The 21,506-nt window shown below is 71.4% G+C and carries 20 protein-coding genes, 1 pseudogene and 1 riboswitch; of the genes and pseudogenes, 12 read left to right on the top strand and 9 right to left on the bottom strand.

The genetic code is table 11. The features are described 5' to 3' along the window. Positions 1–92 precede the first annotated feature (92 nt). The 5 genes and pseudogenes from ACFVWU_RS04050 to ACFVWU_RS04070 all read left to right on the top strand — a co-directional run. A pseudogene (locus ACFVWU_RS04050) lies at positions 93–278 on the top strand (amino acid ABC transporter substrate-binding protein); the annotation flags it as partial. Beyond that, a complete protein-coding gene (locus ACFVWU_RS04055; RefSeq protein ID WP_387615229.1) occupies positions 275–1,183 on the top strand; it encodes an amino acid ABC transporter permease in 909 nt (302 codons plus the stop codon). The pseudogene ACFVWU_RS04050 and the gene ACFVWU_RS04055, both read left to right, overlap by 4 nt. Next, positions 1,180–1,938: an amino acid ABC transporter ATP-binding protein gene (locus tag ACFVWU_RS04060; RefSeq protein ID WP_387615232.1), complete on the top strand. Its 759-nt coding sequence runs from the start codon at positions 1,180–1,182 to the stop codon at positions 1,936–1,938. The genes ACFVWU_RS04055 and ACFVWU_RS04060 overlap by 4 nt, the downstream gene beginning before the upstream one ends. A 299-nt stretch (positions 1,939–2,237) precedes the next feature. Beyond that, entirely contained in the window at positions 2,238–2,816 is a 579-nt protein-coding gene (locus tag ACFVWU_RS04065) for a DUF5134 domain-containing protein (RefSeq protein WP_387615235.1), read from the top strand. Positions 2,817–2,995: 179 nt separating this feature from the next. Then, on the top strand, positions 2,996–3,943 hold the full coding sequence (locus ACFVWU_RS04070) for a M56 family metallopeptidase (protein WP_387615238.1): 948 nt from the start codon (positions 2,996–2,998) through the stop codon (positions 3,941–3,943). A 76-nt stretch (positions 3,944–4,019) separates the two neighbouring features. On the opposite strand, the gene ACFVWU_RS04075 is transcribed toward ACFVWU_RS04070, so the two are convergent. Further along, positions 4,020–4,472, bottom strand: coding sequence for a MarR family winged helix-turn-helix transcriptional regulator (locus ACFVWU_RS04075; protein WP_387615240.1), 453 nt, complete (start codon positions 4,470–4,472; stop codon positions 4,020–4,022). An 87-nt stretch (positions 4,473–4,559) separates the two neighbouring features. On the opposite strand from ACFVWU_RS04075, the gene ACFVWU_RS04080 reads away from it, so the two are divergent. Both ACFVWU_RS04080 and ACFVWU_RS04085 read left to right on the top strand, forming a co-directional pair. Beyond that, entirely contained in the window at positions 4,560–6,074 is a 1,515-nt protein-coding gene (locus ACFVWU_RS04080) for an MFS transporter (RefSeq protein ID WP_387615243.1), read from the top strand. Between the two features lie 232 nt (positions 6,075–6,306). Continuing rightward, a complete protein-coding gene (locus tag ACFVWU_RS04085) occupies positions 6,307–6,912 on the top strand; it encodes a TetR/AcrR family transcriptional regulator (RefSeq protein WP_387615245.1) in 606 nt (201 codons plus the stop codon). A 78-nt stretch (positions 6,913–6,990) separates the two neighbouring features. Here the strand turns inward: ACFVWU_RS04085 and ACFVWU_RS04090 are convergent, their stop codons facing one another. Beyond that, complete coding sequence (locus tag ACFVWU_RS04090; protein ID WP_270141941.1) at positions 6,991–7,857, bottom strand: helix-turn-helix transcriptional regulator; 867 nt, start codon at positions 7,855–7,857, stop codon at positions 6,991–6,993. Between the two features lie 418 nt (positions 7,858–8,275). On the opposite strand from ACFVWU_RS04090, the gene ACFVWU_RS04095 reads away from it, so the two are divergent. Beyond that, entirely contained in the window at positions 8,276–8,815 is a 540-nt protein-coding gene (locus ACFVWU_RS04095; RefSeq protein WP_387615249.1) for an ATP-binding protein, read from the top strand. Between the two features lie 317 nt (positions 8,816–9,132). Here the strand turns inward: ACFVWU_RS04095 and ACFVWU_RS04100 are convergent, their stop codons facing one another. Continuing rightward, positions 9,133–9,396: a DUF397 domain-containing protein gene (locus tag ACFVWU_RS04100; RefSeq protein WP_387615252.1), complete on the bottom strand. Its 264-nt coding sequence runs from the start codon at positions 9,394–9,396 to the stop codon at positions 9,133–9,135. Positions 9,397–9,953: 557 nt separating this feature from the next. Between ACFVWU_RS04100 and ACFVWU_RS04105 the strand changes: the two genes are divergently transcribed. From ACFVWU_RS04105 to ACFVWU_RS04115, 3 genes are all read left to right on the top strand, one after another. Beyond that, positions 9,954–10,904, top strand: coding sequence for a hypothetical protein (locus ACFVWU_RS04105; RefSeq protein ID WP_387615254.1), 951 nt, complete (start codon positions 9,954–9,956; stop codon positions 10,902–10,904). A gap of 551 nt (positions 10,905–11,455) precedes the next feature. Further along, positions 11,456–11,618, top strand: a riboswitch (cyclic di-AMP (ydaO/yuaA leader). Continuing rightward, a complete protein-coding gene (locus ACFVWU_RS04110; RefSeq protein ID WP_387615256.1) occupies positions 11,605–12,870 on the top strand; it encodes a transglycosylase family protein in 1,266 nt (421 codons plus the stop codon). (Overlaps the previous riboswitch by 14 nt.) A 246-nt stretch (positions 12,871–13,116) precedes the next feature. Next, positions 13,117–13,317 (top strand): hypothetical protein, encoded by a 201-nt coding sequence (locus ACFVWU_RS04115; protein ID WP_387615259.1) that lies wholly within the window; start codon positions 13,117–13,119, stop codon positions 13,315–13,317. 96 nt (positions 13,318–13,413) lie between these two features. On the opposite strand, the gene ACFVWU_RS04120 is transcribed toward ACFVWU_RS04115, so the two are convergent. The 5 genes from ACFVWU_RS04120 to ACFVWU_RS04140 all read right to left on the bottom strand — a co-directional run bounded on the left by ACFVWU_RS04120 (position 13,414) and on the right by ACFVWU_RS04140 (position 19,559). Then, positions 13,414–14,433 carry a LacI family DNA-binding transcriptional regulator gene (locus ACFVWU_RS04120; RefSeq protein ID WP_380612866.1) on the bottom strand — a complete coding sequence of 340 codons (1,020 nt, stop codon included), beginning with the start codon at positions 14,431–14,433 and terminating at the stop codon, positions 13,414–13,416. A gap of 25 nt (positions 14,434–14,458) precedes the next feature. Then, positions 14,459–16,156 (bottom strand): glycoside hydrolase family 13 protein, encoded by a 1,698-nt coding sequence (locus tag ACFVWU_RS04125; RefSeq protein ID WP_387615262.1) that lies wholly within the window; start codon positions 16,154–16,156, stop codon positions 14,459–14,461. A 91-nt stretch (positions 16,157–16,247) separates the two neighbouring features. After that, on the bottom strand, positions 16,248–17,153 hold the full coding sequence (locus ACFVWU_RS04130) for a sugar ABC transporter permease (protein WP_387615265.1): 906 nt from the start codon (positions 17,151–17,153) through the stop codon (positions 16,248–16,250). Positions 17,154–17,198: 45 nt separating this feature from the next. Then, complete coding sequence (locus ACFVWU_RS04135) at positions 17,199–18,200, bottom strand: carbohydrate ABC transporter permease (RefSeq protein ID WP_387615268.1); 1,002 nt, start codon at positions 18,198–18,200, stop codon at positions 17,199–17,201. Positions 18,201–18,278: 78 nt separating this feature from the next. Further along, on the bottom strand, positions 18,279–19,559 hold the full coding sequence (locus ACFVWU_RS04140; RefSeq protein ID WP_387615271.1) for an extracellular solute-binding protein: 1,281 nt from the start codon (positions 19,557–19,559) through the stop codon (positions 18,279–18,281). A gap of 310 nt (positions 19,560–19,869) precedes the next feature. Between ACFVWU_RS04140 and ACFVWU_RS04145 the strand changes: the two genes are divergently transcribed. Beyond that, positions 19,870–20,391, top strand: coding sequence for a GNAT family N-acetyltransferase (locus ACFVWU_RS04145; RefSeq protein ID WP_387615273.1), 522 nt, complete (start codon positions 19,870–19,872; stop codon positions 20,389–20,391). Here the strand turns inward: ACFVWU_RS04145 and ACFVWU_RS04150 are convergent. Next, complete coding sequence (locus ACFVWU_RS04150) at positions 20,388–21,464, bottom strand: aldose epimerase family protein (RefSeq protein WP_387615275.1); 1,077 nt, start codon at positions 21,462–21,464, stop codon at positions 20,388–20,390. The genes ACFVWU_RS04145 and ACFVWU_RS04150 overlap by 4 nt on opposite strands. Positions 21,465–21,506: the final 42 nt, after the last annotated feature.

Genomic DNA, 21,506 nt, shown 5'->3' on the forward strand with positions numbered 1-21,506 from the left:
CGACATCTCGAAGCGTGGAGAACGGCCGCCTCCGCTGTCCCGGGAAGAAGCGCAGATCAGCAGGTCGGGTGACCTGCGAGGTTAAACGGAAAGCTCAGGTGGTGGGGCAGTTCGAGACGGCCTCGAAGGCCGAGCAGTTCGGCCTGGTGCTGGACAAGGGCTCCAAGCTGACCGCCTGCGCGTCCCAGGCGGTGGACGCGCTGCGGGCGGACGGGACGTTGGCGAAGCTGGAGAAGCAATGGCTGTCGGACGCCGTCTCGGCACCGGTGCTCAAGTGAGTGGGGGCACCGGGTCGGCCGGACCGGTCAGCGTCACCGAGGCCCCGGCGGAGGACGACGGGTACCGGCCGTCGGAGCGGCGGCTGGCGCACGAGGCGTACCGGCGCGGACGGGCCCGGCGCTCGGCGCTGATCGCCACCGCCTCGACCCTGCTGACGGCGGTCGCGCTGTACCTGCTGATCGTCAACTCCCCCGGCTGGGAGGTGACTCGGCGGACCTTCTTCAATCTGGACTACGCGCGGCAGGCGCTGCCGGAGGTGCTGAAGGGGCTGCGGCTCAACCTGGAGCTGATGCTCGGCTGCGGGGCGCTGATCCTGGTGTTCGGCCTGCTGCTGGCGGTACTGCGGACGCTGCGCGGGCCGGTGTTCCTGCCGGTGCGGCTGCTGGCCACCGCGTACGTGGACTTCTTCCTCGGGCTGCCGATGATCATCTGCCTGCTGGTGATGATCACCGGGGTGCCGGCGCTGCGGCTCACCGGGGTGACCACCGATCCGCTGCTGCTCGGCGGGGCCGCGCTGGTGCTGACGTACTCGGCGTACGTCTCGGAGGTGTTCCGCTCGGGCATCGAGTCGGTGCACCCGAGCCAGCGGGCGGCGGCGCGGTCGCTGGGGCTGACCAACGCCCAGGCGATGCGGTACGTCGTGCTGCCGCAGGCGGTGCGGCGGGTGGTGCCGCCGCTGCTCAACAACCTGGTCAGCCTGCAGAAGGACACCGGGCTGGTCTCGATCGGCGGCGCGATCGACGCGGTGTACGCGGCGAAGATCATTGCGGCGCACTCGTTCAACTTCACGCCGTACCTGGTGGCGGGGCTGGTGTTCATCGTGCTGACCATTCCGCTGACCCGGTTCGCCGACTGGCTGACCACCCGGATGAACCGTCGGCAGTTGCAGGGAGGTTCGGTATGAGTGGCGCCGAGGTGCTCCGGCTGGAGTCGGTGCGCAAGACCTTCGGCGGCCAGGTGGTGCTGCGCGATGTGGACCTGGCCGTGCCCGAGCACTCGGTGACGGCGTTGATCGGGGCGTCCGGCTCCGGGAAGTCGACGCTGATGCGGTGTGTCAACCTGCTGGAGGGAATCGACGACGGGGCGATCTTCCTGGACGGAGCGGAGATCACCGACCCCCGCGCGGACGAGGACGCCGTGCGGCGCCGGATCGGCGTGGTGTTCCAGTCGTACAACCTGTTCCCGCACATGACGGTGCTGGAGAACATCACGCTCGCACCGCGCCGGGTGCACCGGGTCGGACGGGCGGAGGCCGAGGCGAGGGCGCTGGAGCTGCTGGACCGGCTCGGGCTGGCGGCGAAGGCGAAGGAGTACCCGGACCGGCTCTCCGGCGGACAGCAGCAGCGGGTCGCCATCGTGCGGGCGCTGGCGGCGGGGCCCCGGCTGCTGCTGCTCGACGAGATCACCGCGGCGCTCGACCCGGTGCTGGTCGGGGAGGTGCTGTCGGTGGTGCGGGACCTCAAGGAGCAGGGGATGACGATGGTCCTCTCCACCCATGAGATGGGCTTCGCACGGGAGGTCGCCGACCAGGTCTGCTTCCTGGACGGCGGGGTGGTGCTCGAACAGGGGCCGCCGGAGCAGGTGTTCGGCGATCCGAGGGAGGAGCGGACCCGGCAGTTCCTCAGCCGGGTGGTCGCCTCGGGGCGGCTCCAGGGCTGAGCCGCCCGGCGGTCCCTGGTGGAGCGGGACGGGTCGGGTGCGGCGGAGCGGGGTGCGTGGGTCGGGCCGCACCACGGCGGGCACCACTGTGCGCCCCCGTACGCGCCCTGGTCGCACCGCGGGCGGAGCGGTGATCGTGGACGGGACGACCGTCGCTGCGGACGGATGTCGGCGGGCGGATGACAGCGAACAGCTGACGGACAACGGATGACAGCTAACAGATTTCGTCAGCTGTCATCCGTCAGCTGTCATCTGTTCGCCGTCCGCTGTTCGCCGCCCGCCACCCCGGGAGGCTGCCGTTGCACGGACCCACCCTGGTCAACTGGCTCCTCGCCCTCCTCACCGCCACCGCCGGCGGCTACTGCCTGACCCGCCTGCGGCACTCCCCCTGCACCCCGGCCGGCGCCCCCGACCCCGGCCCCGGCCCCGCCCACCGACTGCTCGCCCGGGAGTCCGACGCCGCCGAGGCACTGATGGGGCTCGGCATGGCAGCGATGGCCGTCACCGGCGCCACCGTCCCGGCCGGCGTCTGGGCCGGCCTCTTCGGCCTCCCCGCCGCCGCCTTCCTGCTCGCCGCCCTGTACGCCCCCACCGGCCGGGCACACCGGCTGCACCACGCGGTCGGCGCACTCGCCATGACGTACATGGCCCTGGCGATGACCGCCTCCGCCGGCGGACACCACCACCACGCCGCCACTCTCGGCACGCCGCTGCTGACCGGTGCCCTGCTGCTCTACTTCGGCGGGTACTCCCTCTGGGCCGGCGCCCGGCTGCTGCGAACCCCCGCCGGCACCCTCGCCCTCGGCACCGCCGGCCTGCCGCAGGCCTGCCGACTCACCATGGGCATCGGCATGTTCGCCATGCTCCTGACCATGTGACGCCCGCCCCGACACCCGCGCGATGCCCTTCCCGTCCGATCCGAACACCGCCCAAGCGCCGCACCCGCGCGTGGCGTTGGTCACTGGCCGACCGAAAGCCGTTCCACCGGGCGTCGCCAGCGCATAGGTTGGCAGGGAGCGCATTGTCGCGTTCCCTGCGTACTCGGGGAGCCCTTGGGATGACTGCCCTGATCGGCCTGCTGCTGCTCGGACTTCTGCTCTCGACCGTCGCGCCCCGCCGACTGGCCCGGGCCCGCTGGGTGGAGCGCGAACCCGTGCTGGCGCTGCTGGTGTGGCAGTGCCTGGTGGTGGCCGTGCTGCTGTGCTGCGCACTGGGTCTGGTCCTCGCCGCCTCCGCCGCCATGCCCGAGTTGCGCGCCCTGGTGTTCGCGGGCGCCCCGCACGGCGTGGAGGCCGCGTACGGCCTGCAGGACGCCGAGGGCTGGGGCCGGCTCTGCGCCGTGGTACTGGCGGCCGGCGCCCTGCAAACGGTGCTGGCGCTCACCCGCGAGGCCCGTACGGCCAAGGCCCTGCGCGACCGTCGGCACGCCCAACTGACGACCCGAGCACCGGAGTTGCCCGAGGCGATCGCGGCCGTCCGGAGTCGCCGGGAGCGACTGGTGGTGCTGGAGAACGTCCGCCCCGAAGCCTGGTCACTGCCCGGCCCGGACTCCCGCCTGGTGGTCACCACCGGCGCCCTCCAGCAGCTCACCGACCGGGAGTTGGCGGCGGTGCTGAGCCATGAGCGCGGCCACGTCCGGGCCCGGCACCACCTGCTCCAGCAGTTCGCCCAGGCGCTCGCCTCCGGCTTCCCCGGCGTCGGCGTGTTCAGCGCCTTCCGGGACCAGGTGGCGGAGCTGATCGAGCTGGCGGCCGACGACCGGGCCGCTCGACGTCACGGCCGGCACATCACCGCCCTCGCGCTGGCCGAACTCAACCTGGACCGCGGGGTGTTCGGCTCCTGCCCGCCCGGTCTGGCGCAGTCCCCGAAGCGGGTCGACCGGCTGCTCGCGGGCCGCCCGCGACTGTCCGTCCCGCACCGGCTGCGGCTGACCCTGTTCGCCCTCGCCGCGCCCGCCGCGGCCGTCCTGCTGGCCGTCGCCCCGGGGCTCAACTCCCTGCTCTGAGCGCCCCTGCTCTGGGCGCACGGGTTGACGCCGAGTCAGCTCACCGAAAGCTCCCCCATCGAACGAGCCCCCGGCTTCAGTCCGCGGCAGGCTCCCCGCAGACCGGCCCGAGCGGTTCGCCGAGGGTCAGTCCGAGCACCTCGCGGTGGAGCGGCCTGGCCTGCTCGTAGCGCTCCCGTCCGGCCTCGGTCAGCGCCACCATGATGCCCCGCCGGTCGCTCTCGCACATGGCCCGGGTGACCAGTCCGCTCTTCTCCAGCCGGGCGATCAGCCGGGACAGCGCGCTCTGGCTCAGATGGACGGTGGGTGCCAGCTCGGCCACCCGCAGCGCGTGGAGACCCTCCGCCTCGCACCCCTCCACCAGGCGTTCCAGCACCTCGAACTCGCTCATGCCCAGCCCGAACTTGTCACCCAGCTCACGGTCGAGCAGGCAGGCGGTGGCGGCATGGCGGGCCAGCAGCTCGCGCCATTCCGCGACGAGGCCGGCCTCCGCCGGCGAATCGAGCACTCGGGGGTCGAGTTCAGCCACGCCGCCACCCTAGCACGTGCATCGGAAAATTATGTGTTTACATCTTATTCATTTGCATTGAATGCATGTGCATGTACTGTCCTCCCCATGACCACCGCGACCGTCACGTCACCCGACGCTCCGTCAACCAGCGGGCTGAACTGGACACCCCGCCTCTGGGGCACCCTGATCGTGCTCTGCGCCGCCATGTTCCTGGACGCCCTGGACGTCTCGATGGTGGGCGTCGCCCTCCCCTCCATCGGCTCCGAGCTCCGCCTCTCGACCTCCACCCTGCAGTGGGTGGTCTCCGGCTACGTGCTCGGCTACGGCGGCCTGCTGCTGCTCGGCGGACGCGCCGCCGACCTGCTCGGTCGGCGGCGCGTCTTCCTGGTCGCCCTGTCCGCCTTCGCCGCCGCCTCGCTGGTCGGCGGCCTGGTCGACGACGGCGGCCTGCTGATCGCGGCCCGCTTCCTCAAGGGCGTCAGCGCCGCCTTCACCGCCCCGGCCGGCCTGTCGATCATCACCACGACCTTCGCCGAGGGCCCCGCCCGCAACCGGGCGCTGTCCATCTACACCACCTGCGGGGCCAGCGGCTTCTCCCTCGGCCTGGTGCTGAGCGGCCTGCTCACCTCGGTCGGCTGGCGCTGGACCTTCCTGATGCCCGTCCCGGTCGCGCTGCTCGCCCTGGTGTTCGCCGTCCGCCTGCTTCCCCGCCAGACCGAGGAGCCCACCAAGGGCGGCTACGACGTGCTCGGCGCGATCACCGGTACCACGACCGTCCTGCTGCTGGTGTTCACCGTCACCGAGGCCCAGGGCGCCGGCTGGCTGAGCCTGCGCACCCTCGGCTCGATGGCCGTGGTGATCGCGCTGGCCGCCGCCTTCCTGCTGATCGAGAGCCGTACCGCCCACCCGCTGGTCCGGCTGGGCATCTTCCGCAACGGCTCCGTCGCCCGGGCCAACGTGGTCGCCTTCGCGATGACCGGCGCGTACGGCGGCTTCCAGTTCGTCGTGACCCTCTACCTGCAGCACCTGCTCGGCTGGTCGGCCCTGCAGATGGCCCTGGGGCTGCTGCCGGCCGGCGCGTTCATCGCACTCTCCGCGCCGTTCATGGGCCCGATCGTGGACCGCTTCGGCACCGGCCGACTGCTGCCGATCGGCCTGCTGGCCCTGGTCGCCGCCTTCGCCCTGTTCCTGCGCCTGGACGAGCACAGCTCCTATCCGGTCCTGGTGCTGCCCTCGATGCTGCTGCTCGGCGTGGGCTTCGCGCTCGCCTTCCCCTCGGTGAACATCGCCGCCACCAACGGCGTGGCCGACGAGGAGCAGGGCCTGGCCTCGGGCCTGGTGAACACCGCGATCCAGGTCGGCACCGCCGTGGTGCTGGCCGGGGCGACCGCGATGATCACGGCCGGCAGCGCGGGCGGCGACAGCCCGCAGGCCCAGCTGGACGGCTACCGGCCGGCGCTCGTCTTCGTCACCGCGGTCGCGCTGGTCGGCCTGCTGGTCGCCGCGGTGGGCGCCCTGGTGGACCGGCGCCGGAATTCAACTCCCGCGTCGGTGCCAGATTATGATTATCCGCCTGTCGGGCCGACCACGGCCCGGACCGGAGCCCTGACCGAGCACTGACCCGCACCGGCCCTCGCCCACGACCGACCCCCGGTCGTCGGCTGCTGGCGCCGGCTCCACCAAACCCCCGTGTTGGTGGAGCCGGCCGTCTTGGTACCCGGCCGCGCGGGCAGCGCCCGTCAGGGCACGGTTCCACGGCGCGGCTGCCGGCTCCGCAAGTATATTGGCTCGGAGCCAACGAACGTTCGGAGCAGACACGATGGCACCTCGCGGGGATTCGGTCAATGAGGAGATGCGGCAACGCTCCCGCCGACGCATCATGCGGGCCACCGTCGAGCTGGTTGACCAGCGCGGTTACGCGGGCACCACGCTGACCGACATCGCCGAGCGGGCCGGGCTCGCCCGCGGCCTGCTCTCGTACTACTTCGACGGCAAACGGCTGCTGATGCAGTCCGCGACGCACCGGATGATGCACCAGGCGCTGTCCGGCGCACTGGCCGAACTGCCGCCGGACGCCTCGCCCGAGGCCCGGCTGGCCCGCGCCATCGACGCCGTCCTCGCGCTCGCGCTGGACCACCCGCGGGTGATGCGCTCGCACCTGGCACTGATCCTCGACCCGGACACCGGCGCCTTCGTGCAGGACCCTGAGCAGCAGCAGCTCGGCGCCATCCTCCAGGGCCTGCTGCACGACTGGGGCGCTCCGGACCCGGCGGCCGAACACGCGGTGCTGCGCAGCGCGCTGATGGGCGGCTGCATCGGCGTGCTGCTGCCGGGCGCGGAGATCCCGCTGGCGCCGATCCGGGCCGACCTGTTCCGCCGCTACGACCTGCCCTGGGAGCTGGGCTGCCCGCCGCAGGCGCTGCCACCGGAACGCGAACGGCCGCCGGCCCGCGGCTGACGGCGGGTGGGCGGCTGGGCGGTCACTCGGCTGCCGACCTGCGGCGGTGGGGCCCGAACGGCCCCGCCGGGCAGGAACTCAGCGTTCCTTCAGGATCGAGGCCAGCAGGTCTATGGTGCGCTCGGGCGTGAGGCTGTCCACGCAGAGCCGCTCCATGACCTGGACGTAGGCGTCGACGTCGTCCCGCTTGTCCAGGTAGAGCGCGCTGGTGAGCTGTTCCAGGTAGACCACGTCCGCGAGGTCCTGCTCCGGGAAGCGCAGGATGGTGAACGCGCCGGACTCACCGGCGTGCGCGCCAAAGCGGAACGGCATGACCTGGATCACCACGTTGGCCTGCTCGGCGACGTCGATCAGGTACTGCACCTGACCGCGCATCACCTTGGGCCCGCCGACCGGCCGGCGCAGCGCCGCCTCGTCGATCACCGCCCACAGGCGCGGGTTGGCGCCCTCGGTCAGCAGCTTCTGGCGGCGCAGGCGGAGGCTGACCCGCCGCTCGACCTCCTCCTCGCTGATGACCGGCCGACTCTGGCCGAAAACCGCCCGTGCGTACTCCTCGGACTGCAGCAGTCCGGGGATGAACTGCACCTCGTAGGTACGGATCAGCTGGGCGGCCTCCTCCAGTCCCACGTAGGTCTGGAACCAGCCCGGCAGCACGTCGTTGAAGCTGTGCCACCAGCCGGACTTGTTGGCCTCGCGGACCAGCCCGAGCAGGGCCTCCCGCTCCAGGCCGTCGTCCACGCCGTACAGGCTGAGCAGGTCGGCGACGTCGCGCTCCTTGAAGCTGACGCGGCCGAGCTCCATGCGGCTGATCTTGGACTCGGAGGCGCGGATCGCGTAGCCCGCGTCCTCACGGGTGATGCCGCGCGCCTCGCGCAAGCGGCGCAGCTGGGAGCCGAGGAGGATCCGGCGGACCATCGAGCCGCCGCCCGGCTGAACTGTGGTCATGCGGTCGAAACCTCCACCTAGGGCAAACAGCGCACAGTCTGCCATCAGTTGAGCGCTCACGGTGCCGATACTGACGGATGTTCCTATCAGTTCTGCACTCCGCACACCAGGATGCACGTGCATCCGGCGCTTGCATATGCCAATAGTGCGACTGCACGTGAATCGACTCTTGCATCTGCAGTGAGCGCACACCACCATGGTGCACGTGCACCTGCACATCCCTGGCAATCCCGCGGGCTCCGCGTCGACCCCACGCGCGACTCCGTGCACCGACCCGGTGGCGTCCCCCGCGCCGCCGGGCGTTCGAGTGCGCGCGCGCCTGGTCGAGGGGGCGGCCGAGCGGCCGAGCGAGTCGGAGGTGACCGGCATGACCCCGGCGGGTCCAGCCGTGTCCGCCCCCTTATGGGAGGAGCTCTTCATGAGCACCGGTACGGCTTTGGCGGTTGACCCCCATGTGGTCACCTGTACGCTCGCTCCTCGCTTCGAAGCCGTGAGAACCGCGCGCGACTTCGCCCGGACCGCTCTTCAGCGCTGGGGCCTGATGGAGCTGTTCGACGATGTCGCGCTGGTGGCCTCGGAACTCGTGACCAACGCGCTCCGGCATGCGATCGGCGCACGGCCCGACCCGTCGGGCTGTTGCCCGGGCGAGTACGACTTTCCCATACAGCCGACCCCGGAAGGGCGGCTGCCGATCCGAATAAGCCTGGTGCACCGCGCACCCCAGGTGGTCTGCGCGGTGAGCGATCCGAGCAGCATCGGACCGGTCGCCCGGGAGGCGGACTTCGTTGCCGAATCCGGCCGGGGGCTGCACCTGGTGGAGTCGTTCAGCCGCTCCTGGGGCTGGCACCCGCTGGGCAGCGGCAAGGTGGTCTGGGCCATGTTCGAGGCGGAGCCGGCCCAGGGCGGCGGACTCGACGGACGTGTCGAAATCGGTGGACGACACCGGCGCTCGGCCTAGCGCCGTGCGGCGCGCGGCCGGCTCGGGGACGACCCGGGAGGACCACATCCCGGGCCCTTCCGCCAGTTCCTCGAGCCCTTGGACGCCGGACCGCCTCCGGCACCGGCATCCCGCGCCGGGCACTGCGATCCGTGCGTCACGGGCCCCGGCCCACGCGCCGGAGATCCGGGCCCGCGCGTTACAGGCCCCGGCCGGGCACGACCCGACCCGGTACGCCCCGACCCGACCCCACCCGTGGGAGCGCCCGCGGGGAAAAGACAAAGGCCGTCGTGGTGTCAGCACCCACGACGGCCCCCCGATGGTGAAGCGGCGACCGGTCAGACCGCCAGGTGGTCGAACTCCCCGTCCTTGGCCCCCAGCAGCAGGGCGGCGATCTCGGCCCGGGTGTAGATGAGCGCCGGACCGTCCGGGAAGCGCGAGTTGCGCATCGCCACCTCGCCGCCGGGCAGGGCCGCGAACTCGACGCAGTTGCCCTGGGAGTTGCTGTGCCGGCTCTTCTGCCAGACCACCCCCTTGAGGTCGGCGGCGGCCATCCCGTTGTAGGTGTGGTCCGAGCTGTGCGTGTCCTGCGAGTCGTGCATAGAAGTCTCCCGAAGAGCTCCGGAGTTGTCGTCCAGCGCGGCGCCCCGGCACCGTCGAAGGAACGGACCGGCCCCGTACCGGTCCGGCACAACGCCTCACTTGACGCGATGATAGCCGCAGTGCACGTGCATCAGCACGGGACATTGCAGGTGCACGAGGCCTTTTGCCGGCGGCCCCGAACTCTTCACGGACCCTTCTCCTGACGGTACGTAAACGGACATAGCCGACTGAATCGACGAGCATTCGATAACCGGCCGTGAGCGGCCCCCCGCTGAATGTTGATCTTCGAATGCCGGGAGTCGCGCCGCCGTGACCCTCCGTCAGGCCGCCCTCCGACTGTGAGACATCTCACGCGCCGCAGGTGCAACGCGATGCCCCACGGGACACGTCAGGGCGACTACGGGCGTCCACCCGGGGGTTGGGCGAGGAATGTCCGGATTGTAGGCAAACCGCCCGGACCGCGACGACGGAGACACGACCTTCGCACCGCGACCACCCGAAACCCGTACGGCAGCCGACTGCAGGCCTGACGGGCCGATGTCCTACGATCTCCGGCATGAGCACCGCAGCCATCCCGGGCGCGCCACTGCCCGTCCGTACTCCAGGCTCCCGTGCGCGGGGGCGCCACCGCCGTCCCGAGCGCCCCGAGATCCGCACCGGCTCGCCGGCCCTGGTGCTCGCCGTACCCGCGACCGCCGGGCCCGAGTCCCGCTCGGTCGTCGAGGAACTGCTCTCGATCGTCCGCAGCGAGCACGCCGGCGTCCAGGCCGCGGTCGGCTACCTCCCGACCGACGGCGCCGAGAGCGAGGGCGGGGACGACCGCACCGTCGCCGAGCTGCTGGCCGAGGCCGCCGAGGCCGGCCTGGCGGCGCCCGTCGTGGTACCGCTGGTGCCCGGGCCGCACGACTTCCTGACCGGGCTTCACGCCCTCGCCGCCGAGTACGGCGCGACCGTCACCGACACACTGGGCCCGCACCCGCTGCTGGCCGAGGCCGTGCACGTGCGGCTGTCCGAGGCCGGGCTGGCCCGGGCCGACCGGGCCCGGCTGTTCGCCATCGCGACCGCCGCGGACGGCGTGGTCCTGACCACCGTCGGCGGCGAGGACGCGGCCGCCGCTGCCGGCATCACCGGCGTGCTGCTGGCCGCCCGACTGGCCGTTCCGGTCGTCGCCGCGGCGCTCGACGTCCCCGGCTCGGTGGCCGACGCCGTCAACCACCTCAAGGAGACCGGCTCCCAGCGCCCGGCGCTGGCCCCGCTGGTGATCGGGCCCGAGGCGGACTCGGAGCTGCTCGCCACGGCCGCCGAGGAGACCGGCTGCCCGTCGGCCGCGCCGCTGGGCGCCTACCCGACCGTCGGCCAGCTGATCGCCTCCACCTACCTGGCCGCGCTGCCGACGCCGACGCCGGAGGAGCTGGCCCAGGCCGAGGCGGAGGCCGCGGCCGCCGCCGGGGCCGAGGAGGGCTCCCGTGGCGCCCACGCGGCCGCCCAGGGGCCCGTGGAGGCCTAGCGGACGCCCGCCGACCGCCTGTAGCACCGTCCCTCGTACCGAAGGGCCCGGAACGATCGCGTTCCGGGCCCTTCGGCTTGCCGTCGGCCCGCCCTGCGGCTCGCCCTTTCCCGCCGCTCCTCCTCCGCCCGCCCCGTCCACCTCCGGCTCGCCCCGCAGCTTGTCCAGGCAGGGAATTGCGGGAGTTATCGGAGCTAAAAGACGATAGTGCGCAATGTCCGTTTTGTCGCCTTTCGGCAGAAATGCTGGGCGCGTATTCCGGCGCTCGATTCACGCCCACCCCCCGTCGCGACCGGCGCGCCACCGCGCGCCTCCACGCCCCGTCACTTCACTTCTGAAGTGGAGACAATTGCGGGAATCCACAGCGGCATTACCGAAAAACGATCATTTACGATCATGGTTCGTGTCCAATTTGGCAGTTTCCGCTAAACCGTGATGCGCGTCACAGATATTTGCAGTTTGAACTTAAGTCTGCTTAACGTGCTCCCCGTTCGTGACCACACGGACCCAGTTCATCCGCGACGCCGAGTCCTGCCGTCGGATGTCCTGGCAGCGCGAAAACGCATCACGGCAGGAGCGGGGGAACCACAGGTAAGTCGCCCCGGGCCGCTCCTCGGAACGGTCCAGGGCTAGGGGTGAAGCCGCGCCCACAGCGCGGCCGGGCAACTCCAGCCCGAATCCGACAGCTCACCTCGCAGGCGTGGGAGAGGACCGCGTCTTCATGCTGCCCACCAACGGCACCCGCCTGTCCGGCCGTACCCGTCGCGTGATCGCCGCCCTCGGCGTCGCGGGCGTCGGTCTCACCATCCCGTGCCTCACCAACGGCACCGCCAACGCCGCCCCCGTCGCCACCTGGGACAAGGTCGCCCAGTGCGAGAGCAGCGGCAACTGGAGCATCAACACCGGCAACGGCTTCTACGGCGGCCTGCAGTTCACCTCCAGCACCTGGGCCGCCTTCGGCGGTACCGCGTACGCCCCGCAGGCCAACCAGGCCACCAAGGACCAGCAGATCGCCATCGCCGAGAAGGTCCTCGCCTCGCAGGGCCCCGGCGCCTGGCCCGTCTGCTCGGTCCAGGCCGGCCTGACCAAGAGCGGCGCCCCGGCCGCCGTCGACACCTCCGCCGGCACGGCCGCCAAGCCCGCCGCCCCGGCCGCCGCCAAGCCCGCGCAGAACCAGGCCCCGGCCGCGAAGCCCGCCACGCCGGCCGCGCCCGCCCAGCAGCAGGCGCAGTCGTCCACCGACTACACCGTCGTCGAGGGCGACTGGCTGTCCTCGATCGCCGCGAAGAACAACGTCCAGGGCGGTTGGCAGCACCTGTACGACCTCAACCGCGCCACCCTCACCGAGGGCCCGGACACCATCTACCCGGGCCAGCGCCTGACCTTCGGTGACGGTGTCAAGGCCCAGGCCGACAAGTCCTCCTCGTCCACCTCCGGCTCGGACTTCGGCTGGTTCAACCGCTCCCAGAAGGCCGGCCAGGCCGCGAACGGCGGTGCCGTGAACGCCAAGCCGACCGCCCTGACCCAGGCCTCGAAGCCGGTCGCCAAGCCGGCCACCAAGCCGGCCACCAAGCCGGTCGCCAAGCCGGCCGCCCAGGCCGCCACCGGCAGCATGGCCGCCGCGGTGTCCTTCGCCGAGTCCAAGGTCGGCCAGGCCTACGTCTACGGCGGCACCGGCAACGGCGGCTGGGACTGCTCCGGCCTGACCCAGGCCGCGCTGCGCGCCGCGGGCATCAACATCCCGCGCGTCGCCGCCGACCAGGCCGCCGCCAGCACCCACGTCTCGCTGGACAGCCTGCAGCCGGGCGACCTGCTGTTCTGGTCGAACAACGGCCAGAACTCCGGCGTGTACCACGTCGCGATCTACATCGGCGGCGGCAAGTACGTCGAGGCCGCCAACCCGAGCTCGGGCGTGCGCGAGCAGACCATCGCCAACTGGGCCCCGGACTTCGCCGGCCGGGTCTGAGCAACGGCCCACGGGCCCACACGCCCACAACCACGGGCCCACAGCTGACGGACAACAGAGAACAGCTGACAGGTAACAGATTTCAGATAACAGATTTCAACATCTGTCAGCCGTCGTCCGAACGCTGACCACCCGCCACCCCCGGGGAGAGTCTGGTCGCTCCTCCCCGGGGGTTTCGGCGCATTCGCATGGTGAAACCCCGGCCCGACGGGCATGCTGCTGCTCTGCACCCGAGGAGGAGTCACCATGGCCCAGGTCACCGTCACGCTCGACGCGAACCTCGCGATAGACGCGATGCTGCTCTCCGGCACCAAGAGCCCGCAGGACGCGGTCGAACTGATCCTGCGCGACTACCTGGCTCGCGGCCGCCGCACCGAGACCCGGACCGGCGACGCGGCCGACGGCCATCGGCTCACCGCCGACCGCCCGGCCGCCCAGGAGGGCTGACCGGACAGCACGGTCGAGCAGACGCACGCCGACGGGCCCCGGAGAGCAACCACCCTCCGGGGCCCGTCAGTCGAGCACCGCCATCCGGTACCGGGGTCAGCGCGCGCAGGCCCCGGTGGACCCGCGCATCACCAGCTCCGGCTGGAACATGAACTCCCCGCGCTGGGCGGCGTTCCCGCCGACCTCCTCCAGCAGCGCGTCCACCGCCGCCGTGGCCATCGCCTCGACCGGCTGGCGGATCGTGGTCAACGGCGGCTCGGTGAAGGCGATCAGCGGCGAGTCGTCGAAGCCGACCACCGACACGTCCTGCGGCACCGACAGCCCGCGCTGCCGCACCGCCCGGATCGCCCCGAGCGCCATCATGTCGCTCCCGCAGACGATCGCCGTGCAGCCCTTGTCGAGCAGCGCACCGGCCGCCGCGTGCCCGCCCTCCACGCTGAACAGCGTGTGGTGGACGAGCTCCTCCGCCTCCTCCTGGCTGCGCCCGAGCACCTCGCGCATCGCGGCCGTGAAGCCCTCGATCTTGCGCAGCACCGGCACGTACCGCCGCTGCCCGACCGCCAGCCCGATCCGCTCGTGCCCGAGCTCGGCCAGGTGCTGGACGGCCATCCACATCGCGGCCCGGTCGTCCGGCGAGATGAACGGCGCGTCGATCCGCTCGCTGTAGCCGTTGATCAGCACGAACGGCACCCCGCGCCCGGCCAGCCGGGCGTAGCGGTCGTGGTCGGCGGTGCTGTCGGCGTGCAGCCCGGAGACGAAGACGATGCCCGCCACCCCCCGGTCGACGAGCATCTCGACCAGTTCGTCCTCGGTGGACCCGCCCGGCGTCTGGGTGCACAGCACCGGCGTGTAGCCGTGCCGGCTGAGCACCTGCTCGATCACCTGCGCGAGCGCGGGGAAGATCGGGTTGCTCAGCTCCGGCGTGATCAGCCCGATCAGCCCGGCGCTGCGCTGGCGCAGCCGGGTCGGCCGCTCGTAGCCGAGCACGTCGAGCGCCGCCAGCACGGTCTGCCGGGTCGCGGCGGAGACGTTCGCCTTGCCGTTGAGCACGCGGGAGACGGTGGCTTCGCTGACCCCCGCCTGCGCCGCGATGTCTGAGAGTCGCGCCGTAGTCACGGGCCCAGAGCCTATTGCACCCACGTCAGACCGCCCACCAGCCGGTGCTGTCCGGAGCGAGCACCGTCTCGCCGCCGTCCACCACGAGGTCGGTCGAGGCGAGCAGCAGTCGACCGGGCGCCGCTATCCGCACCGGCTCGCCGGTGGTGTTCACGGTGCAGACGAAGGAGCCGCGGCGGAAGGCCAGGGTGCCCTCGGGGGCGTCCAGCCACTCGACCTCGGTACCGGCGCCCAGGTCGGGCTGCGCACGGCGGACGGCCAGCGCGCTGCGGTACAGCTCCAGGGTGGAGGTCGGGTCGCCGGTCTGCGCCTCGACGCTGAGCGCGGCCCACTCGGCCGGCTGCGGCAGCCAGGACGGCCCGCCCGCCGCCGGTCCGAAGCCGTACGGGGCCTCGGTGCCGGACCACGGGATCGGGACGCGGCAGCCGTCGCGGTAACCGTCCTGGCCGGCCTGGCGGAAGAAGGACGGGTCCTGGCGGACCTCGTCCGGCAGGTCGGTGACGTCCGGCAGGCCGAGCTCCTCGCCCTGGTAGACGTAGGCGGAGCCGGGCAGCGCGAGCATCAGCAGGGTGGCGGCGCGGGCCCTGCGCAGACCCAGCGAACGGTCGCCGGGGGTGCGGATCTGGGTGCCGAGGCCCGGCTCGTTGGCGAAGCGGGTGGCGTGCCGGGTGACGTCGTGGTTGGACAGCACCCAGGTGGTGGGGGCGTCGACCGGGCGCATCGAGTCGAGCGACAGGTCGATCACCTCGCGCAGCGCGGTGGCGTCCCAATCGGTGCCCAGGTACTGGAAGTTGAAGGCCTGGTGCAGCTCGTCGGGGCGGACGTAGTTGGCGGTGCGCTGGACGGTCGGGGTCCAGGCCTCGGCGACGCCGATCCGCTGGCCCGGGTACTCGTCGAGGATCTTGCGCCAGCTGCGGTAGATCTCGTGCACGCCGTCCTGGTCGAAGAACGGCATGACGTCGTTGCCGAGCAGCTTGAGCTGGTCGGCGCCGCCGAGGTCGGGCAGGCCGGGGGCCTTGACCAGGCCGTGGGCGACGTCGATGCGGAAACCGTCCACACCCATGTCGAGCCAGAACCGCAGGATCGAGCGGAACTCGTCGGCGACGGCCGGGTTCTCCCAGTTGAAGTCGGGCTGCTCGGGGGCGAACAGGTGCAGGTACCAGTCGCCGGGGGTTCCGTCCGGGTTCTCGGTGCGGGTCCAGGCCGGGCCGCCGAAGATGGACTCCCAGTCGTTGGGCGGCAGTTCGCCGTTCTCGCCCTTGCCGGGGCGGAAGTGGTAGCGGTCGCGCAGCGGGGACGCGGGGCCCTCGCGCAGGGCACGCTGGAACCACTCGTGCTGGTCCGAGGAGTGGTTGGGCACGAGGTCGACGATGATCCGCAGGCCCAGCCCGTGGGCGTCCCGGATCAGGGCGTCGGCGTCCAGCAGGGTGCCGAACATCGGGTCCACCGCGCGGTAGTCGGCGACGTCGTAGCCGGCGTCCGCCTGCGGCGAGGCGTAGAACGGGGAGAGCCAGACGGCGTCCACGCCGAGGTCACGCAGGTACGGCAGGCGGCTGCGGATGCCCGGCAGGTCGCCCATGCCGTCGCCGTTGGAGTCGGCGAAGCTGCGCGGGTACACCTGGTAGATGACCGCGTCCCGCCACCAGCCTCTGGACGCGCTGACGTTCGCCTCGTGAGCGGTGTCGGCGGCAGGCCGGGAGGTGTCGGCCAGGTTCTGGGTCATGGACGGTATCCCTTGGGGACTAGAGGAGCGGGGAACGCTGTGTCTTCGAGGAGCGCAAGGGCCTCGCGAAGTGCCGGGACTTCGTGGAGCGTTACGACTTGGAGGCACCGGCGGTCAGGCCGGTGACCAGGTGGCGCTGCACCAGGTAGAAGAAGACCGCCGACGGGATCGCGATCAGCACCGCGGTGGCGGCCATCAGGTTCCACTGGGCGTCGTGCTCGCTGACGAAGCTCTGCAGGCCGACGGCCAGCGTGTACTTGTCGGAGCTGAGCATGAAGGTGGAGGCGAACGGCACCTCGGCCCAGTAGGTGAGGAAGGAGTAGAACGCGGCCACCGCCAGGCCCGGGCGGGCGAGCGGCAGCACCAGCCGCCAGAAGGTGCCGAACGGGCTGAGCCCGTCGACCCGGCCGGCCTCGTCGATCTCCACCGGGATGGTGTCGAAGTAGCCCTTCATCAGCCAGGCGCAGTACGGCACGGTGGTGGTGGAGTAGACCAGGATCAGGCCGGTGTAGCTGTCCAGCAGGCCCAGCTCGGAGAGCATGGTGTACATCGGCACGATCAGCACCGCGATCGGGAACATCTGGGTGATCAGCAGCGACCACATCAGCGGCTTGTGGCCGGGGAACTTCATCCGGGACACGGCGTAGCCGGCGGTGGCGGCGAGCAGCACGCCGAACACGGTGGTCACGCCGGCGACCAGCAGGGAGTTGCCGAACCAGGTGAAGAAGTCGGTGTCGCCCAGCACGTGCTGGTAGTTCGCCAGCGTGAGCTTGCCGAAGATGTCGCCGGGGTGGAGGTAGTCGTTCTTGTCCGGCCCGAGCGAGACGAAGAGGATCCACGCGATCGGGAACAGCGCGATCAGGCTGGCCACGATCAGGACGCCGTGGGACAGCGCCTTGGACAGCGGGCTGCTCTCGCCGCGCGGCCGGAACTTCGCCGGCCGGGCTGCCGGGGCCGTGGTCGCCGCGGGGGCGGGGCGTTCGGTGGTGGTGCTCATCGGGGGTACCTGCCTTCGTGGGTCAACTGGATCCGGGGCCTGGGGCTAGCCGTTGGCCTGCTCGTTGCGGGCGAGCCAGCGCCGGTAGAAGGCGGTGAAGACGATCAGGATGGACAGCAGGATCACGCCGTACGCGGCGGACCCGGCGTAGTCCCGGGGGATCTGGCCGAAGCCCAGGCGGTAGGCCCAGGTGACCAGCAGCTGGGCGTCCGGGGCGCCCTTGCCGAACAGCAGGAAGATGACGTTGAACTGGTTGAAGGTCCAGATCACGCCGAGCAGCACGACCGTGGAGGAGACGCTGCGCAGCCCGGGCAGGGTGATGTGGCGGAACTGCTGCCAGCGGGAGGCGCCGTCCATCTCGGCGGCCTCGTACAGCTCGGCCGGGATCGCCTGGAGGCCGCCGAGCAGCGAGATCATCATGAACGGCACGCCGGCCCAGGTGTTGACCAGGATCGCGGCCGCCTTCTGCGCCCACGGGTCGGTGAGCCAGCCGGGCTCGGGCAGGTGCAGCGTGGCGAGCACGGTGTTGACGACGCCGCCGTCGGAGAGCATCAGCCGCCAGGAGAAGACGGTGACGAAGGTCGGGACGGCCCACGGCAGAATGAGCAGCATCCGGTAGGCGGCGCGCCCGCGCAGCTTCTTGTTGAGCAGCACGGCCAGCCCGAGGCCGAGGGTGTAGTGCAGGCTGACGCAGATGACCGTCCAGGCGATGGTCCACACGAAGTGGCCCCAGAAGCGGTCGTAGGAACCGGGGCCCCAGAGGATGTCGGCGTAGTTGTGGAAGCCGATGTACTGGTAGCTGGCCGGGATCTCGTTGACGCCGATGGTGCGGGCGACGTTGAGGCTGTTGGCGTCGGTGAGGGTGAGCCAGATGCCTTGGACGAGCGGGTAGAACACCAGCGCGCCGAGCACCAGCACGACCGGGGCGACCATCGCGTAGGCGTACCAGTGCTTGGCGTAGGAGCGCTTGAGGCGTTCCAGCGGGCCCGGACGCTGTTCGCGCTCCCGGCTGCCCTTGCCGGTGGCGCCCTGCACGGCGACTGACATCGTTTGCACCTTCTCGGGGGATTCTCGGGGGAGCCGACGGCCCGGCCTGCCGTACGGTCGGCAGGCCGGGCGCGGGGACTACTTGGCGAAGCCCGGCAGGAGCTTGGCGTAGTCGGTGGCGACGGTGTTCAGCGCGTCCTGGGTGCTGGTGCCCTGGAGGGACTTGCCCAGGTTCTCGCCGAGCGAGGCGAACAGCGAGCTGTACTCGGGCAGTTCGGGGCGCGGCTTGGCGCTGCTCAGGATGCCCTGGAAGCCGGAGATGCCCGGGTCGGCCTTGACGTCGGCGGTGAAGGCGTCGGAGCGGGTCGGCAGGGTGGAGTTCTTCTGCGCGATGAAGGCCTGGCTCTCGGCCGAGGTCATGAAGGCGGCGAACTTCTCGGCGGCGGCCTTGTGGGCCTTGTCCGCACCGGCGTAGACGGCGATGTTGTGACCGCCGGTGGGGGCGCCGGCCTTGCCGCTGGAGCCGGCGGGGACGGCGGCGATGCCGAGGTTGTTCTTGTCGGCGAAGGCGGAGCCCTTGTAGATGTTGGTGATCTCCCAGGGGCCCTGGATGATCGCCGCGACCTTGCCGCTGTTGAAGGCGTCCATCATGTGCGCGTAGGCGTCGGTGGTGACGTCGGCCTTGGCCATGCCGGGCGCGGTGAACATCGACTTGTAGGTCTCGACGGCCTTGACGGCCTCCGGCGAGGTGACGGTGATCTTCTTGCCGGCGGCGTCGACGGTGTCGGTGCCCTCGCCGAACAGGAACGGCATCGCGTAGTAGCCGTCCGCGGCCTTCAGCCAGAAGCCGTCCACGCCGGCCTTGTCCTTGACGGCGGCGGCGTCAGTCTTGAGCTCGTCCCAGGTCTTCGGCGCCTCGGTGATGCCGGCCTTGGTGAACAGCTCCTTGTTGTAGAGCAGGCCCAGGGTGTCGGTCACCAGCGGCACGCCGTACAGCTTGCCGTCGTACTTGGCCTGCTGGATCAGGCTGGGCTGGAACGTGGAGGTGTCGCCGGCGGCCGGGGTACCGTCCAGCGGCTCCAGGAAGCCGGCCTTGGCGAAGGCGGCGGTCCAGCCGACCTCGGAGCGGAACACGTCCGGCGCGCCCTTGGCCCCCAAGGCGGTCTGCAGCTTGTTCTGCGCCTGGTCGAACGGCACGTTGACGAAGTTGACCTTGATGTTCGGGTTGGCGGCCTCGAACTTCTTGGCCAGCTCCTGGTAGTTCGGAGCCTCGTTGGTGGCGTTGGAGGTGTCCCAGTACGTGATGGTGACGGGGCCGTCGGCCTTGCCGTCCGAACCGGAGCCGCCACTGCTGCCACAGGCAGCCATCGAGACCGCGAGGGCCACAACGAGGGCAGAGGCCGCGATGCCACGCCGCATGAGAACTCCTTGGGAGGGTGGGGGTGCCCGAGATGTTCGGAGACAGGCGCATAATGGCTGCCTCGTGCCGACCGCACCTTTGCTGCCGACGGGCTCGGGAAGGAAGTTAACAGCGGCGCAAGAGGGACGGAAAGTCCTTGCAGCAAGTTTCTGCAAGAAACGCTGATCGTTACATCCACGTGTCCTGGACGTGGCCGCACGGTAGTCGACAGTGCGAAGCAATGTCAGGATTCGTCCTTTTCACCCCGCTACGGCGTGGCCGACGGAACCACCGTGCGTGGCCGAAGGGCGCTTGCAGCAGACTGGACGCATGCGCATCAGAGCCGTCACCGAGGACGAACTGCCACTGCTGAGCGAGCTGGAACGCGCCGCCGGAACCCCCTTCGCCGCGATCGGGATGCCGGAGGTCGCCGAGGACGAGCCTCCGGCCCCGGAGGAGCTGGCGCACTACCTGGAACACGGCGTCGCCCTGGTCGCGCAGGCCCCCGACGGGACGATCGCCGGCTACCTGCTGGCCGAGCCGGTGGACGGCTCCCTGCACATCGAGCAGGTGTCGGTCCACCCCGACCACGCCCGCCGGGGTATCGGCCGGGCCCTGATCGACCACCTCGCCGGGCACGAGGGCGCCGACGCCCCCGCGCTCACCCTGACCACCTTCGCGGACGTTCCCTGGAACGCCCCCTACTACGCCCGCTGCGGCTTCCGCCCACTGGCCGACGCGGAGCTGACCCCGGGCCTGCGCGAGATCCGGCGCAAGGAGGCCGAGCACGGCCTGGACCGCTGGCCCCGGCTCTGCATGAGCCGGGACCTGAGCCGCGGCCGGAACGCCTAGTTGGTCCCCAGCCGCAGCACCGTGGTCGAGCGGAACTCCTCCCCCGGCCGCAGCACGGTGCTCGGGAAGGCCGGGTGGTGCGGGGAGTCCGGGAAGTGCTGGGTCTCCAGCGCGATCCCGGCGAACGGTCCGTACGGGACCCCGCTCGCGCCGGTGACCGCGCCCTGGAACTTGTTCGCCGTGTAGACCTGGATGCCCGGCTCGGTGGTCAGCACCTCCAGGGTGCGGCCGCTGACCGGGTCCTCCAGCAGCGCGGCCCGCGCCGGGCTGCCGTCCGCCGGCCGGGCCCGCAGCACCCAGTTGTGGTCGTAGCCGCCGGGCCCGGCCAGCTGCGGGTGCTCGTCGTGCACCGACTTGCCGATCGGCGTGGCCACGGTGAAGTCGAAGGGCGTGCCGGCCACCGGCTCGGTCCGCCCGTACGGGATCTGCCGCTCGTCGGCCGGGGTGTACTCGTCGGCGTCCAGGGTGAGCAGGTGGCCCAGGACGTCGCCGTTGCCCTCACCCGCGAGGTTGACATAGGCGTGGTTGGTCAGGTTGACGACCGTCGGCTTGCTGGTCACCGCGTGGTACGCGATCACCAGCTCGCCGCCCGCCTCCGGGGTGCTGGACAGGGTGTAGGAGACGGTGACGTCCAGCGCGCCCGGGAAGCCCTGGTCGCCGTGCGGGCTGTGCAGCCGCAGCCGCACCCCGCCCTCGATCGGCTCGGCCGCCCACATCCGCTGGGCGAAGCCGTCCGGCCCGCCGTGGAGGGTGAGCCCGCCACCGGTCGGGGCGAGCGGGTACTCCTCGCCGTCGATGGTGACCTCGGAGCGGTCGATCCGGTTGGCGTACCGGCCCACCACCGTGCCGTAGTGCCGGGCCGGGCCCAGGATCTGCGCCAACTGATCAGTGGACAGCAGCAGTTGGGCGCTGCGGCCGGTGCGGTCCGGCGCGCTCAGGGTGTGCAGGGTGGCGCCGAGGGTGAGCACGCTCGCCTCGTACGGGCCGGCGGTGAGCGTCCAGCGCTGGATCGCGGCGCCCGCACCGGAGGGGTCGAGGGGTTCATGCCGCACGCCGGTGGCCTCGCTCGCCATGCCTGCTCCTCACTGGCGACGGCGCCGCCGCCTCCGCCCGGT

It is taken from the genome of Kitasatospora sp. NPDC058190, assembly GCF_042883685.1.
Classification (GTDB): Bacteria; Actinomycetota; Actinomycetes; order Streptomycetales; family Streptomycetaceae; genus Kitasatospora.

Excerpts from the sequence above, each read along its gene's own strand:
- ACFVWU_RS04060 (WP_387615232.1), top strand. The coding sequence starts at position 1,180 with ATGAGTGGCGCCGAGGTGCTCCGGCTGGAGTCGGTGCGCAAGACCTTC.
- ACFVWU_RS04070 (WP_387615238.1), top strand. The coding sequence starts at position 2,996 with ATGACTGCCCTGATCGGCCTGCTGCTGCTCGGACTTCTGCTCTCGACC.
- ACFVWU_RS04080 (WP_387615243.1), top strand. The coding sequence starts at position 4,560 with ATGACCACCGCGACCGTCACGTCACCCGACGCTCCGTCAACCAGCGGG.
- ACFVWU_RS04085 (WP_387615245.1), top strand. The coding sequence starts at position 6,307 with ATGCGGCAACGCTCCCGCCGACGCATCATGCGGGCCACCGTCGAGCTG.
- ACFVWU_RS04090 (WP_270141941.1), bottom strand. The coding sequence starts at position 7,857 with ATGACCACAGTTCAGCCGGGCGGCGGCTCGATGGTCCGCCGGATCCTC.
- ACFVWU_RS04095 (WP_387615249.1), top strand. The coding sequence starts at position 8,276 with ATGAGCACCGGTACGGCTTTGGCGGTTGACCCCCATGTGGTCACCTGT.
- ACFVWU_RS04100 (WP_387615252.1), bottom strand. The coding sequence starts at position 9,396 with ATGCACGACTCGCAGGACACGCACAGCTCGGACCACACCTACAACGGG.
- ACFVWU_RS04105 (WP_387615254.1), top strand. The coding sequence starts at position 9,954 with ATGAGCACCGCAGCCATCCCGGGCGCGCCACTGCCCGTCCGTACTCCA.
- ACFVWU_RS04115 (WP_387615259.1), top strand. The coding sequence starts at position 13,117 with ATGGCCCAGGTCACCGTCACGCTCGACGCGAACCTCGCGATAGACGCG.
- ACFVWU_RS04125 (WP_387615262.1), bottom strand. The coding sequence starts at position 16,156 with ATGACCCAGAACCTGGCCGACACCTCCCGGCCTGCCGCCGACACCGCT.
- ACFVWU_RS04130 (WP_387615265.1), bottom strand. The coding sequence starts at position 17,153 with ATGAGCACCACCACCGAACGCCCCGCCCCCGCGGCGACCACGGCCCCG.
- ACFVWU_RS04135 (WP_387615268.1), bottom strand. The coding sequence starts at position 18,200 with ATGTCAGTCGCCGTGCAGGGCGCCACCGGCAAGGGCAGCCGGGAGCGC.
- ACFVWU_RS04140 (WP_387615271.1), bottom strand. The coding sequence starts at position 19,559 with ATGCGGCGTGGCATCGCGGCCTCTGCCCTCGTTGTGGCCCTCGCGGTC.
- ACFVWU_RS04145 (WP_387615273.1), top strand. The coding sequence starts at position 19,870 with ATGCGCATCAGAGCCGTCACCGAGGACGAACTGCCACTGCTGAGCGAG.
- ACFVWU_RS04150 (WP_387615275.1), bottom strand. The coding sequence starts at position 21,464 with ATGGCGAGCGAGGCCACCGGCGTGCGGCATGAACCCCTCGACCCCTCC.